The organism is Nocardioides sp. YIM 152315 (assembly GCF_029210375.1).
Taxonomy (GTDB): Bacteria; Actinomycetota; Actinomycetes; order Propionibacteriales; family Nocardioidaceae; genus Nocardioides.
Genome location: NZ_JARGER010000038.1, coordinates 298,549 through 311,453 on the forward strand (window position 1 = coordinate 298,549; position 12,905 = coordinate 311,453).

Consider the following 12,905-nt stretch of genomic DNA (forward strand, 5'->3'; position numbering starts at 1 on the left):
TGAGTCTCGACAATCACACGAGATCCCTCCGAAATTCACCAGCCGGGGTGCTGTCCGACCAGCCGGACGGTGCCTCCGCGCTCCGCGTCGGCGGCCACCTCGCCGGCGACCCAGGCGCGCACGCCGTGCTCGCCGAGCACCGCGATCGCGGCGTCGGCGTCGTCCGGGTCGGTCAGCGCGACCATGCCGATCCCGCAGTTCAGGGTCAGCTCGAGGTCGGGCTGGGGTACGTCGCCGACCCGGCGCACCAGGTCGAAGACCGGCGGCGGGGTCCAGGTGGCGCGCTCGACGGTGGCGGTCAGCTCGACGGGCAGCACCCGCTCGAGGTTGGCCGCGAGGCCACCGCCGGTGACGTGGGACATCGCGTGGGTGCGGGTGCGGTCGGCGAGCGCCAGACACGCGCGGGCGTAGATCCGGGTCGGCTCGAGGAGCTCCTCCCCCAGCGTGCGGCCGAGCTCGTCGACGCGCCGCTCGAGCGACCAGCCCGCCCCCTCACGGTCTGGGGAGCCCAGCAGCACGTGGCGCACCAGGGAGTAGCCGTTCGAGTGCAACCCCGAGGACTCCATCGCGATCACCGCGTCACCGGGACGGACCCGGCCCGGGCCCAGCAGCCGGTCGGCCTCGACGACGCCGGTGGTCGAGCCGGCCACGTCGTACTCGTCGGCCCCGAGGAGCCCGGGGTGCTCCGCGGTCTCGCCGCCGAGCAGGGCGCAGCCGGCCTCGACGCAGGCCTCGGCGATGCCCTTCACGATCGCCGCGATGCGCTCGGGGACGACCCGGCCGGTCGCGATGTAGTCGGTGAGGAAGAGCGGCTCGGCGCCGCACACCACGAGGTCGTCGACGAGCATGCCGACCAGGTCGAAGCCGATCGTGTCGTGCTTGTCGAGCGCCTGGGCGATCGCGACCTTGGTGCCGACGCCGTCGGCCGAGGTGGCCAGCAGCGGCCGGTCGTAGGACTTGAGCGCGGAGGCGTCGAAGAGTCCCGCGAAGCCGCCGATGCCGCCGATCATCTCGGGCCGGCGGGCCTTGTCGATCCAGACCTTCATCAGCTCGACGGCCTTGTCGCCGGCCTCGATGGAGACGCCTGCTGCGGCGTACGGGTTCTCGGACACGGGGCTCCTACGGGTTGTTGAGAACGGGCAGCGCCTTGCCGTACGTCGGCGCCTGGATCGACGACTCCAGCAGGTGCTTGCCGAGCAGGCTCTCGTCGGGCAGCGCGATCGGGTACTCGCCGGTGAAGCACGCCCGGCACAGCCTGTCGGTGGGCTGGCCTGTCGCCTCGATCATGCCCTCGAGCGAGATGTAGCCGAGGCTGTCGGCGCCGACGCTCGCGGCGATCTCGTCGACGTCGAGGCCGTTGGCGATCAGCTCGGCGCGGGTCGCGAAGTCGATGCCGTAGAAGCACGGCCACTTCACCGGAGGGCTGGAGATGCGCACGTGCACCTCCAGGGCGCCGGCCTCACGCAGCATCCGCACCTGGGCGCGCTGGGTGTTGCCGCGGACGATCGAGTCGTCGACGACCACGATGCGCTTGCCACGGATCATGTGCTCGAGCGCGTTGAGCTTCAGCCGGATGCCGAGCTGGCGCAGGGTCTGGCTGGGCTGGATGAACGTGCGGCCGACGTAGGCGTTCTTGACGAAGCCCTGGCCGAACGGGATGCCGGACTCCTGGGCGTAGCCGGACGCGGCCGGGGTGCCCGACTCGGGCACCGGCATCACCAGGTCGGCCTCGACCGGGAACTCGCGGGCGAGGCGGCGGCCCATCTCGACCCGCGCCTCGTGGACGTTGCGGCCGCTGATCGTGGCGTCGGGGCGGGCCAGGTAGACGTACTCGAAGACGCAGCCCTTGGGCGCCGGCTCGGCGAAGCGGTGGGACCGGAGGCCGTTCTCGTCGATGACGATCATCTCGCCGGGCTCGACCTCGCGGACGACGCTGGCACCGATGGTCGCGAGGGCGGCGTCCTCGCTGGCGACCACCCAGCCGCGGTCGAGCCGACCGAGCACCAGCGGGCGGATGCCCTGCGGGTCGCGCGCGGCGTACAGGGTGTCCTCGTTCATCCAGACGAAGCAGAACGCGCCCTGCAGCCTCGGCAGCACCTCCAGCGCCCGCTGCTCCAGCGAGGTGTCGGGGTGGTGCGCCAGGAGCGCGGTGACCAGCCCGGTGTCGTTGGTCGAGGACTCGACCGGGCGGGTGTGCAGCTCGAGCTCGTCCTCGGGGCCGGGCAGGTCGACGACCATCTGGGCCAGCTCGTGGGTGTTGATCAGGTTGCCGTTGTGGCCGAGGGCGATCGAGCCGTCTGCGGTGGGGCGGAACGTCGGCTGGGCGTTCTGCCAGGTGCTCGCGCCGGTCGTCGAGTAGCGGCTGTGGCCGATCGCGAGGTGGCCCTTCAGCGACTCGAGCGTGGTCTCGTCGAAGACCTGGGAGACCAGGCCCATGTCCTTGTAGACCAGGATCTGGCGGCCGTTGCTCACCGCGATGCCCGCCGACTCCTGGCCGCGGTGCTGGAGCGCGTAGAGGCCGAAGTAGGTGAGCTTGGCGACGTCCTCGCCGGGTGCCCAGACGCCGAAGACGCCGCAGGCGTCCTGCGGGCCTTGCTCGTGGGGGTCGAGCGCCGCCGTCAGCCTGCCGTCGCCGCCCTTGCGAGGGCTCGATTGGAAGGGCACGATCCGAGTCTAGGGGGGCACTCCTGCCGAACGGCCAATCCGGGTACTTCGTGACAAGCCGTCCGAATATCGCGTCGCGCCTCTACCATGCTCCGGAACCCTTTGACACGGACGAGGAAGAATGCCTGCGGACACCCCCGCACTGCCCGACGACCGGCGCCCCAGCCTGGAGGACGCCGCGTCGCGGGACGCCCTGCAGCTGATCGCCGAGGGCGTCACGCAGGTCGCGGGCTTCGGCATCGCCGCCATCAGCGTCGTGCGCGAGAACGACATGCTCGAGTCGGTCGCGATCGCCGGCAACGAGGAGGCCAGGGCCGAGCTCGAGGGCACCTCGACACCGGTCGGGCGCCTGCTCGCGGAGATCACGGACGCCGACGACTGGGGCCTGCTGCGCTTCGTGCCGCACGAGCGACTCGACCCGACCGACGGCGACACCTGGGGCTGGGTGCCCGACATCGAGCCGATCGACGACGCCCCGGACGCCTGGCACCCGCTCGACCTGCTGATCGCGCCGCTCTACGACGACGCGGGCGTGCTGCGGGGCAGCCTGGCGATGGACCTGCCGGTCTCGGGTCGGCGTCCCGACGAGGCGCAGCGCGCCATGCTCAACCAGTACGCCGAGCAGGCCGGCCGCGCCGTCGTCGTGGCCCTCGAGCGCGAGGCGCTCGCCCAGCAGGTGCGGATGGCGCAGGCGACGCGGCGGATCGTCCGGCGGGCCACCGCCCAGCTCAGCCTCGACCGGATCTTCGCCGAGAGCCAGGAGGCGATGGTCGAGGGGTTCCAGGCCGCCGGCATGTGGATCCAGACCTTCGGCCGCCGCAACGACGACAGCCCCGGCCACATCTACTCCTCCGACGGCGCGCACGTCGTGCTGACCGACGAGCTGCGGCGGATCGCCGAGGCCGCCGCCCACGAGGCCTGGCGGATCCAGCACGTCGCCGTCATCGCGCCGGGACGCGCGAGCGAGTCGCCCCTCGACGACGACCAGAACGAGCTCGTCCTGAGCTTCATGCGGGCGATCGACGTCGCGTCGATCCTCTTCGTCCCGCTGGGCGCCGGGCCCGAGTGCGTCGGCAACCTGGCCCTCACCCGCCTCCGGGGCGGACCCGACTGGACGGAGGCGGAGGCGGCGGCGGCGCTGGACATCGGCCACGACCTCGGCCGCGCCATCCTCAACGCGCGGACCTTCGAGCGCGAGCACCGGCTGGTCCAGGAGCTGCAGGCCCTCGACGCCTACAAGGGCCAGCTGATCGCGACCGTCGCCCACGAGCTCAAGAACCCGCTCGCCTCCGTGCTCGGGCACCTCGAGATGCTGGAGTCCTCCCCGGACCTGTCCGGTACGACGAAGGGGTCGCTCGCCGCGATGGAGCGGGGCGCCCAGCGGATGGTCAAGGTGATCGAGGACCTGCTGCTGCTCTCGAAGGTCGGCGACCCCGAGAACCCGGTGATCGCCCGGCCCGTCGACCTGCGCCAGGTCGTGGACGACGTGGTGGACCTGGTCGGCCTGGCCGCGCAGCAGAAGCGCATCGACCTCCGGGTCGAGCTGCCCGACGACTCCGTGGTCGCCCTGGGTGACGCCACCGAGCTCGACCGGGTGTGCGCCAACCTCGCCAGCAACGCGGTGAAGTACACCCCCGAGGGCGGCGCGGTCACCCTGCGCCTGGAACGCGTCGCCGAGGAGGTGGTGCTCACCTGCGCCGACCAGGGCATCGGCATCTCGGAGGACGACCTCGAACGCCTCGGCACCGAGTTCTTCCGCTCCTCCAACCCGCTGGCCGTCTCCCAGCCGGGCACCGGGCTGGGCCTCGCCATCGTGCGCCGGATCGTGGATCGCCACGACGGCCGGATCGACATCGAGTCCGAGCTGGGCCGCGGGAGCACCTTCACCGTGCACCTGCCGGCCGCCTGACGGCAGGGACCGGCCATGACCGACGCCCCCGGCGCCGAGCGGCCCGTGCGCGGCTCCCGCTGGTCGGACGACAGCTCCCGGGAGGCCCTGCAGTCGATCATCGAGGCGATCCGCGAGGTCGCGGGGTTCGACGTCGTCGGCGTCAGCGCCGTCCGCGACGACGGCTACCTGCAGCTGCTGTGCGTCGTCGGGCCCGAGGACGCGCGCGAGACGCTGGCCGACACGCTCGCACCCCTGGCGCCGCTGCTGGAGGCGCTCGAGGACGCCGAGGACTGGGGCCGGCTGAAGTACGTGCGACACGATCGCCACGCACTCGACATCGAGAGGTGGGGCTGGACCTCCGACGGGCCGCGCGACGTACCCGACGGCGTCTGGCACCCCGAGGACGTCCTGGTGGCGCCGCTGCACGGCGACGACGGACGCCTGATCGCGGTGCTCGGCCTCGACGTGCCTCGCGACGGGCTGGTCCCGGACGAGTCGAAGCGGCCGCTGCTCGACGTCTACGCCCGGCAGGCGTCGGGCGCGGTGGTGGCGACGCTCGAGCGCGAGCGGATGGCCGAGCAGGTGCGACTGGCGGCGGCCGCCGCCGACATCGTGCGTCGCGCGGCGGCGTCCATGTCGGCCGAGCGGACCCTGGCCGAGTGCGCGACCGCCATCGTCGACGGCTTCCGGGCGCAGGCGCTGTGGACCCAGCTGGTCGGCGAGCAGCCGCGCGCGGTGCACGACGACGCCCCGGTCGCGCCGCCGCCCGAGACCGTCGCGGTCTTCGAACGCTACGCGCGGGCGCTGTGGGAGACCCAGGACGTCGCGGTGTTCGCACCCGACCGGCCGGCACCGCCGTCGCGAGACGTGGCCGACCACGCCGCGATGACGGCGTTCCTCGGGCAGACGCACGCCGAGTCGCTGCTGCTCGCCCCGCTCGGCTCGGGACCGGACTGCCTCGGCTGGATCGGCATGAGTCGCGGCCACGGCGGCGCCGAGTGGAGCGAGGCCGAGGCCGCGATGGCGCTCGACATCGGCCGCGACCTCGGGCGGGCCCTCGCGAGCGCCCGGATGTTCGAGCGCGAGCACCAACTGGTCCAGGAGCTGCAGGAGGTGGCCGACTACAAGAGCCACCTCGTCGCGACCGTCTCCCACGAACTGCGGACCCCGCTGACGAGCATCGTCGGCTACCTCGAGCTGCTGGCGGGCGACCCCGGCCTCTCGGAGCGCTCGCGCACGGCGATCGCGGCGATCGAGCGCGGCAGCACGCGGCTCTCCCGGGTCGTCGAGGAGCTGCTCGTGCTGCACCACACCGCCGACGCCACCGGGCTCGACCACGCCCAGCCGGTCGACCTCTCCCCGCTCGTGGCCGACATCATCGAGCTCAACAGCGGTCCGGCGGAGTCGCGCGGCATCACCGTGGCGGCCAGCCTCCAGCCGAGCGTCGCGCCGGTGACCGGGGTGGCCCACGAGCTCGAGCACGTGGTCGCCAACCTCGTCGGCAACGCCGTGAAGTACACGCGCGACCGCGGGCGGGTCGACGTACGCCTCGAGAACGCCGACGGCGAGGTCGTGCTGACCTGCAGCGACGACGGGATCGGCATCTCCGACGCCGACCAGCAGCACGTCTTCGAGGAGTTCTATCGCTCCACGGACCCCGCCGCGTCGCAGCAGTCCGGCACCGGCCTCGGGCTCGCGATCGTGCGCCGGGTCGTCGAGCGGCACGGCGGCCGGATCGAGCTGGAGTCGGCGCTGGGGGCGGGCAGCACCTTCCGGGTGCGGCTGCCCGCCTCGGCGTGAGCCGTCAGCGCGCCAGGTTCGTCAGCAGCAGCGCCTCGGCGAGCACCACCCGCTCGAACTCGGCCAGGTGCAGGCCCTCGTTGGCGCCGTGGGCCCGCGTGTCCGGGTCCTCGACCCCCGTCACGAGGACGCTGGCCTCCGGGAACGCCTCGAGGAACTCCGCGATGAACGGGATCGACCCGCCGACGCCCATGTCCACCGGCGCGGTGCCGTCCCAGGCCTCCGCGAACGCCGCGCGCGCCGCGTCGTACGCCGGGCCGTCGGCCGGCAGCGCGATCGGCTCGCCGGTGTCGACGACGGTCGTGCTCAGCGAGGCGCCCCACGGCACGTGCGCGCGCAGGTGCTCCTCGAGCCGGGCCACGGCGTTGTCGGCCGTGTCGCCGGGCGCGATGCGGATCGTCACGCGAGCCCGGGCGACCGGGCTGAGCGTGTTGGACGCGCCGGCGACCTTCGGGGCGTCGAAGCCGGTGACGGTGATCGCCGGCTGCGTCCAGAGCCGCTCGACGGCGGGGCCCTGGCCGACCCAGTCCAGGGACGCGATGGCGCCGGACTCGGCGCGCAGCCGGTCCTCGGGGTACTCCACGTCGGCGGCCGGGCCGCTCGCCAGGCCCGCGACGGCCGGGGCGCCGTCCTCGGTCCACAGGCTGTTGAGCAGCCGGATCAGGGCCATGATCGCGTCGGGGGCGAGGCCGCCCCACATGCCGGAGTGGACGGCGTGGGTGAGAGTGCGGAGCTCGAGGTCGACGCGGATCAGCCCCCGCAGGCTGGTCGTGAGCGCCGGCACGCCGATGTCCCAGTTGCCGGAGTCCGCGATCACGATGACGTCGGCCTTGAGCCGGTCCTGGAACTGCTCGAGCAGCTGCGGCAGGGTCGCGCTCGCGACCTCCTCCTCGCCCTCGATGAAGAGCCGTACGGTGACGGGCAGGTCGTCGCCGAGCGCCCGCAGTGCGCCGACGTGGGCCATGATCCCGGCCTTGTCGTCGGCGGCGCCGCGGCCGTAGAGGCGGCCCTCGCGCTCGGTCGGCTCCCACGGCGGGGAGTCCCAGTCGGCGTGATCGTTCTCGGGCTGCACGTCGTGGTGTGCGTAGAGCAGCACCGTCGGCGCGCCCTCCGGCCCCCGCTTCTCGCCGACCACGGCCGGCGGGGCGCCGTCGAAGGCGCGCACGATCTCCACGTCGACCCCCTCGGCGGCGAACAGCTCGGCCGTGCGCCGGGCGCTCTTCTCGACCTCGCCGAGTCGCTCCGGGTCGGCGCTCACCGACTGGATCCGCACCAGGTCCTCGAGGTCCGACCGGACGCTCGGGAGGATGGCCTGGACCCTGCTGCGGATGTCGTCGCTCATGGGGCGACCCTAGATCGTCGCGATAGTCCCTGACGTTCTCGGGGTCGACCGGGCGCGCTGACCCCGGAGACACGTCAGGGACTATCGCAGCGGCAGGTACGGCGAGAGGTCGGCCCGCTCGCCGCTGGCGCGGACCCGGGCGGCCTCCTCGGCGTCGTGCCAGGCGAGCTCGCCGGTCGCGAGGTCGATCCAGGTCCGGGCGTCCATCTCGACGACGGCCGGCGGCGTGCCGCGGGTGTGGCGGACGCCGGGGACGACCTGCACGGCGGCGTACGGCGGGACCCGCACCTCGACCGAGTGTCCGGGCGCGCGCTCCTCGAGCACGGCGAGGAAGTGCTTGGTCAGCGCGCGCAGGTCGCCGGCCTCGGTGGCGACGGCGAGCTCGGCGGACGTGAGCCGGCGCAGCCGGCCCGGCATCAGGCGTCCTCCGCGGTCCCGGCGGGCACCGGGTAGGGCTGGATCAGCTGGTAGACGGAGTACGTCACCCGGCCGTCGCCGGTGCCCTGGGTGCGCGCTCGCCAGCGCTGGACGACGGCGCCCAGCTCCTCCAGCAGCTCGTCCGCCTCGTCCTTCGAGAGCCGCAGCGAGGAGTCCGTCAGGCTCCGGCTGTTGTCGGGGTCGGGGGCGCCCAGGGCCTGGTCGACGAGGAAGTGGCCCCAGGCGACGGCGTTGCGGCGGAACACCTCCCACGCCGCCTCGCCCCCCGGCTGGTCGAGCAGGTCCTGGGTGCGGAACCGGATGCCGTCCGCGTCCACGAGCCGCCACACCCGGTCGCGCCTGTCGCGCGCCTCGTCCGGCGCCTCCTCGACCACGCCGTACTTCGCGAGCTGGCGCAGGTGGAAGCTCGCCTGGTTGGCGGGGATGTCGAGCATCCGCGCGACGTCGGCGGCCCGGATCGATCCGGACGCGTGCAGCTCGGCCAGGATCCGGTTGCGGGTGGGGTGGGCGATCGCGCGCAGGATGCGCGGGTCGTCGTACGTCGCCATGGGCGCCAGTCTAGGCGAAACCCGCACCACTAGTTGCGCACGTTCTATTGCGCATCTAGTGGTGCGCACTATAAGTTGCGGATATGACCAGCTACCGGAGCCTCGCTCGCAACCACGACTTCACCGTCCTCTGGATCGGCCAGACGATCAGCGAGCTCGGCAGCCGGGTGAGCATGTTCGTCTTCCCGCTCATCACCTACGCGATGACCGGCTCGGCGCTGCTGGCGGCCCTCGCGGAGGCCGTGCACCTCCTCGGCCTGGCGGGGACCCTGCTGCCGGCCGGCGTGCTCGCCGACCGGTTCGACCGGCGCCGCATCATGAGGGTCGCCAGCGGCTCCGGCGTGCTGCTCTACGCCTCGCTCGCCGTCGCCGGCATCGCCGACGCGCTCACGGTCCCCCACCTGATGGTCGTGGCGCTGCTGACCGGCGCCGGCGCCGGCCTCTTCGCGCCCGCGGAGATCTCGGCCGTGCGCACCGTCGTCCCGACCGACGACCTGCCGACGGCGCTGAGCCAGAACCAGGCGCGCCTACACGTCGCCGGGCTGCTCGGCGCGCCGGTGGGCGGCATCCTGTACGCCGCCGCCCGGTGGCTGCCCTTCGCCGCCGACGCGATCAGCTTCGCCGTCTCCTGGCTGCTGCTCGGCCGGGTCCGGGCCGACCTGGCCGCCCCGAGCGTGGAGGGTCCGCGCCGGCGGCCGCGCCAGGACCTCGCCGAGGGGATCCGCTTCATCGCGTCGCGGCCGTTCTTCCGGGTGCTGACCGTGTGGGGCGCGCTGACCAACCTGGCGATCAACGCGCTGTTCTTCGTCGCGGTGCTGCGGCTGATCGAGGGTGGCTTCGACCCGCTGCACATCGGCCTGGTCGAGACCGCGGCCGGGCTGGCCGGGATCGTCGGTGCCGTCGTCGCGCCGTGGATCATCGACCGGATGGCGACCGGCTGGCTGACGATCGCGATCGCGTGGAGCTTCCTCCCGCTGGTCGTCCCGATGATCTTCTGGAACACCCCCGCGGTCGTCGCGGCCGCGCTGTCGCTGGGCATGCTGCTCAACCCCGCCGGCAACGCCGGCATCAGCTCCTACCGGATCGCGATCACCCCGCCGGCGCTCCTCGGCCGGGTGCAGTCGACGTCGCAGTTCGTGTCGATGTCGGCGATGCCGCTCGCGCCGGTGCTCGCCGGCGCCCTCCTCACCGGCGTCGGCGGCGGCGCCGCGATCGCCGCGCTCGGGGTGTTCACGGCACTGGTCGCGCTGATCCCCACCCTGTCGCTCAGCGTCCGCTCGGTGCCCCGGCCCGCGGCGTGGGAGCGGTACGCCGTGGCGGCCTGAGCCGGTCGCCGTCGTCGGATGTAACGGTGGGTCGTGGGGTCTGCTGACCCGTTATGACGGGGCAGAAGTGCCCACGACACCCCGTTACATCTGCGGCGCCGCCCGGCCGAACCGCTCCGCCGCCCGCGCGACGGCGTCGACGAGCTCGGGCGGGTGCTCGACGGTGAAGTCGCTGTCGAGGTGGGCGAGCACCATCAGCGGCCAGTCGAGGCTGTCGCTGGGCATGTGCATCACGCACCCCGTGCCGTCCGGCACGACCGTGGCCCAGCGACCGACGAACGCCGTCACCGTCTCGGCGTCGGCGTCGAGCCGCACGCGGACGTCGTACCGCTGCGGCGCCGAGCGGACGCCGGCCTGCACGAACGTCGCGGCGTCGGCGGCGGGCAGCTCGCGCGGCCGGAACCGCTGACCCGTGGCCGCCGCGTCGGACATGCGGTCCACGCGGAAGGAGCGCCAGTCCTGGCGGTCGCGGTCGTAGGCGACGAGGTACCAGCGGCGGCCGAGCGAGACCAGGCGGTGGGGCTCGACGCGACGCTGCGACGGCTCGGCGTTGCGGGCGGTGTAGTCGAAGGTCACCGGTTCGTCGTCGCGGCAGGCCTGGGCGAGCACCGACAGCACGGTCGCGTCGACGGCGGGGCCACCGCCCCACGGGACGCCGTCGGTCTGCGACCGCAACGCGTCCATGCGCCGGCGCAGGCGGGGCGGCATCAGCGCGATCACCTTGGCCAGCGCCTGCACCGCCGTCTCCTCCATGCCGGCGACCGCGCCGGAGGCGGCGGTGTGCAGGCCGACCGCGATCGCGACCGCCTCCTCGTCCTCGAGGAGCAGCGGCGGCAGCGCCCCGCCCGCGCGCAGCTGGTAGCCGCCCGACACCCCGCGGACGGCGTCGACGTCGTACCCGAGCTCGCGCAGGCGGTCGATGTCGCGGCGGAGCGTGCGCGGGCTGACCTCGAGCCGCCCGGCGAGCTCGCCTCCGGGCCAGTAGCGGTGGGTCTGCAGCAGGGAGAGGAGGCGCAGCATCCGGGCGCTCGTGCTCATGGATCGAGGATAGAACTGATTGAGGCCAGGAACTGGCCGCAATACTTCCTAGCGTGGCCCCATGACCACTCCACCGATGATCAGGACCCGGGGGCTGACCCGGAGCTTCACCCGACAGAAGCACACGATCGAGGCCGTGCGCGGCCTCGACCTGGAGGTCGCCGCCGGCGAGCTCGTCGCCTTCCTCGGCCCGAACGGCGCCGGCAAGTCGACCACGCTGCGGATGCTCACGACACTGATCGCGCCGACGTCGGGGACGGCCGAGGTCGTCGGCCACGAGGTGGTGCGCGAGCGCGCCGCCGTGCGCCGGTCGATCGGGTACGTCGGGCAGGGCAACGCCGCCGGCCATCAGCAGCGCGGCCGGGACGAGATCGTGAGCCAGGCGCGCGCCTACGGCATGTCCCGGAGCGCCGCGCACGCGCGGGCGGAGGAGCTGCTCGCGGCGTTCGACCTCACCGAGCACGCCGGCCGGCCGGTCGCGACGCTCTCCGGCGGCCAGCGCCGGCGGCTCGACGTGGCGATCGGCCTCGTGGCCGCGCCGCCGCTGCTCTTCCTCGACGAGCCGTCGACCGGGCTCGACCCGCAGAACCGCGTCAACCTCCAGGAGCAGGTGCGCCGCCTCCACACCGACCTCGGCACCACGATCGTGCTCACCACCCACTACCTCGAGGAGGCCGACGCCCTTGCCGGCCGCGTCGTCGTCATCGACCACGGCGAGGTGATCGCCGACGACAGCGCGCCACGGCTGAAGTCGGCGCTCGGCGACCTGGTGTCGCTGGGCTTCGCGGACCCGGCGCACGCCGCCGCGGCCGCCGCCCGCGCGGAGCGGTTCGACGGCGCGCAGGTCGAGGTGTCCGGGACCGACGTGGCGATCCGCGTCGCCCACGGGCGCGACCTCGCCGGTGGCCTCGTCGCCGACCTCGCCGCCGCGGGCACCCCCGTGAGCCGCATCGAGGTCGTCGGCCCGACGCTCGACGACGTCTTCCTCGACCTCACCGGACGCAGCCTGCGCGAGTCCACCCCAGCCGACCAGCCCGACCGGTCCGAGCTCGAAGGAGCGGCAGCATGAGCACCCTGAGGACCGTCCCCGCCCGCGACCCCGGCTTCCTCGCCGACACGTGGAACGTGATGACCCGCGAGCTGCGGCCGGTGCTCCGGCAGCCGGTCTCGGTGCTCTTCGCGATGGTGCAGCCGCTGGTCTTCCTGGCGCTCTTCGCGCCGCTGCTGCCCGACGGCGGGCCGGGTGGCTCGGCGCTCCAGTGGTTCGTGCCCGGCATCGTCGCGATGACCGCGCTGATGAGCGCCAGCTTCACCGGCGCCAACCTGACCGAGGAGATCGTGACCGGCTCCCACGAGCGGCTGCTCGTGTCGCCGCTGTCGCGTCCGGCCCAGCTGGTCGGGCGGGCGCTGAAGGAGGTCGTGCCGATGCTGATGCAGACCGCGATCATCCTGGTGGCGGTCACGCCGTTCTCCTTCGACCTGCACCTCGGTGGCGTGCTCGTCGGGATGCTGGTGCTGGCGCTCCTCGCCGTCGGCATCGGGGCGCTCAGCTTCACGCTGGCGCTCGTGTCGAAGGAGCAGCAGTGGCTCTTCTGGACGGTGCAGCAGACGCTGATCTTCCCACTGCTGCTGACCGCCGGCGTGCTGCTGCCTCTCGACGAGGCGCCGAGGTGGCTCGAGGTGGCCTCGCACGTCAACCCGCTGACCTATGTGGTCGAGGCCGAGCGCGCACTCTTCACCGGGGCGTTCCCGGCCGACACGGTGCTGGCCGGCTTCGTGGCCGCCGGCGTCACCGCCCTGGCCGGCCTGCTGATCGGCGTCCGCGCGATGAACCGCTCCAGCTGAGCGCCGACCCGCCC

Annotated in this window: 11 protein-coding genes; 5 read left to right on the forward strand and 6 right to left on the reverse strand. The window is 73.4% G+C overall.

Annotation, left to right across the window (positions count from 1 at the left end; translation table 11 throughout):
* Window positions 1–35 precede the first annotated feature (35 nt).
* Together purM and purF are read right to left on the reverse strand one after the other, a co-directional pair.
* Window positions 36–1,112: a phosphoribosylformylglycinamidine cyclo-ligase gene (purM, locus tag PZ894_RS15935; protein ID WP_275746262.1), complete on the reverse strand. Its 1,077-nt coding sequence runs from the start codon at window positions 1,110–1,112 to the stop codon at window positions 36–38.
* A gap of 7 nt (window positions 1,113–1,119) precedes the next feature.
* Window positions 1,120–2,664, reverse strand: a complete 1,545-nt coding sequence (purF, locus tag PZ894_RS15940) for an amidophosphoribosyltransferase (protein ID WP_275746264.1) — start codon at window positions 2,662–2,664, stop codon at window positions 1,120–1,122.
* Between the two features lie 121 nt (window positions 2,665–2,785).
* Here purF and PZ894_RS15945 point away from each other — a divergent pair, with 121 nt between their 5' ends.
* Together PZ894_RS15945 and PZ894_RS15950 are read left to right on the forward strand one after the other, a co-directional pair.
* Entirely contained in the window at window positions 2,786–4,573 is a 1,788-nt protein-coding gene (locus tag PZ894_RS15945) for a HAMP domain-containing sensor histidine kinase (protein WP_275746266.1), read from the forward strand.
* Window positions 4,574–4,588: 15 nt separating this feature from the next.
* Complete coding sequence (locus tag PZ894_RS15950; protein WP_275746268.1) at window positions 4,589–6,355, forward strand: GAF domain-containing sensor histidine kinase; 1,767 nt, start codon at window positions 4,589–4,591, stop codon at window positions 6,353–6,355.
* A gap of 4 nt (window positions 6,356–6,359) precedes the next feature.
* On the opposite strand, the gene PZ894_RS15955 is transcribed toward PZ894_RS15950, so the two are convergent.
* The 3 genes from PZ894_RS15955 to PZ894_RS15965 all read right to left on the reverse strand — a co-directional run bounded on the left by PZ894_RS15955 (window position 6,360) and on the right by PZ894_RS15965 (window position 8,683).
* Window positions 6,360–7,697 carry a dipeptidase gene (locus PZ894_RS15955; protein ID WP_275746270.1) on the reverse strand — a complete coding sequence of 446 codons (1,338 nt, stop codon included), beginning with the start codon at window positions 7,695–7,697 and terminating at the stop codon, window positions 6,360–6,362.
* 81 nt (window positions 7,698–7,778) lie between these two features.
* Window positions 7,779–8,114, reverse strand: a complete 336-nt coding sequence (locus PZ894_RS15960) for a sterol carrier family protein (RefSeq protein ID WP_275746271.1) — start codon at window positions 8,112–8,114, stop codon at window positions 7,779–7,781.
* A complete protein-coding gene (locus PZ894_RS15965) occupies window positions 8,114–8,683 on the reverse strand; it encodes a helix-turn-helix domain-containing protein (RefSeq protein ID WP_275746273.1) in 570 nt (189 codons plus the stop codon). Before PZ894_RS15965 ends, PZ894_RS15960 begins: the two co-directional genes overlap by 1 nt.
* An 83-nt stretch (window positions 8,684–8,766) precedes the next feature.
* Here PZ894_RS15965 and PZ894_RS15970 point away from each other — a divergent pair, with 83 nt between their 5' ends.
* Window positions 8,767–10,008 (forward strand): MFS transporter, encoded by a 1,242-nt coding sequence (locus PZ894_RS15970; protein WP_275746275.1) that lies wholly within the window; start codon window positions 8,767–8,769, stop codon window positions 10,006–10,008.
* Window positions 10,009–10,092: 84 nt separating this feature from the next.
* Here the strand turns inward: PZ894_RS15970 and PZ894_RS15975 are convergent, their stop codons facing one another.
* Window positions 10,093–11,046, reverse strand: coding sequence for a YafY family protein (locus tag PZ894_RS15975; protein ID WP_275746277.1), 954 nt, complete (start codon window positions 11,044–11,046; stop codon window positions 10,093–10,095).
* 61 nt (window positions 11,047–11,107) lie between these two features.
* Between PZ894_RS15975 and PZ894_RS15980 the strand changes: the two genes are divergently transcribed.
* Window positions 11,108–12,115: an ATP-binding cassette domain-containing protein gene (locus PZ894_RS15980; RefSeq protein WP_275746279.1), complete on the forward strand. Its 1,008-nt coding sequence runs from the start codon at window positions 11,108–11,110 to the stop codon at window positions 12,113–12,115.
* The gene (locus tag PZ894_RS15985; RefSeq protein ID WP_275746281.1) at window positions 12,112–12,891 is read left to right on the forward strand and encodes an ABC transporter permease; all 780 of its coding nucleotides are present in this window, start codon (window positions 12,112–12,114) and stop codon (window positions 12,889–12,891) included. Before PZ894_RS15980 ends, PZ894_RS15985 begins: the two co-directional genes overlap by 4 nt.
* The last annotated feature ends 14 nt before the right edge of the window (window positions 12,892–12,905 follow it).

Excerpts from the sequence above, each read along its gene's own strand:
- PZ894_RS15945 (WP_275746266.1), top strand. The coding sequence starts at position 2,786 with ATGCCTGCGGACACCCCCGCACTGCCCGACGACCGGCGCCCCAGCCTG.
- PZ894_RS15950 (WP_275746268.1), top strand. The coding sequence starts at position 4,589 with ATGACCGACGCCCCCGGCGCCGAGCGGCCCGTGCGCGGCTCCCGCTGG.
- PZ894_RS15955 (WP_275746270.1), bottom strand. The coding sequence starts at position 7,697 with ATGAGCGACGACATCCGCAGCAGGGTCCAGGCCATCCTCCCGAGCGTC.
- PZ894_RS15960 (WP_275746271.1), bottom strand. The coding sequence starts at position 8,114 with ATGCCGGGCCGGCTGCGCCGGCTCACGTCCGCCGAGCTCGCCGTCGCC.
- PZ894_RS15965 (WP_275746273.1), bottom strand. The coding sequence starts at position 8,683 with ATGGCGACGTACGACGACCCGCGCATCCTGCGCGCGATCGCCCACCCC.
- PZ894_RS15970 (WP_275746275.1), top strand. The coding sequence starts at position 8,767 with ATGACCAGCTACCGGAGCCTCGCTCGCAACCACGACTTCACCGTCCTC.
- PZ894_RS15975 (WP_275746277.1), bottom strand. The coding sequence starts at position 11,046 with ATGAGCACGAGCGCCCGGATGCTGCGCCTCCTCTCCCTGCTGCAGACC.
- PZ894_RS15980 (WP_275746279.1), top strand. The coding sequence starts at position 11,108 with ATGACCACTCCACCGATGATCAGGACCCGGGGGCTGACCCGGAGCTTC.
- PZ894_RS15985 (WP_275746281.1), top strand. The coding sequence starts at position 12,112 with ATGAGCACCCTGAGGACCGTCCCCGCCCGCGACCCCGGCTTCCTCGCC.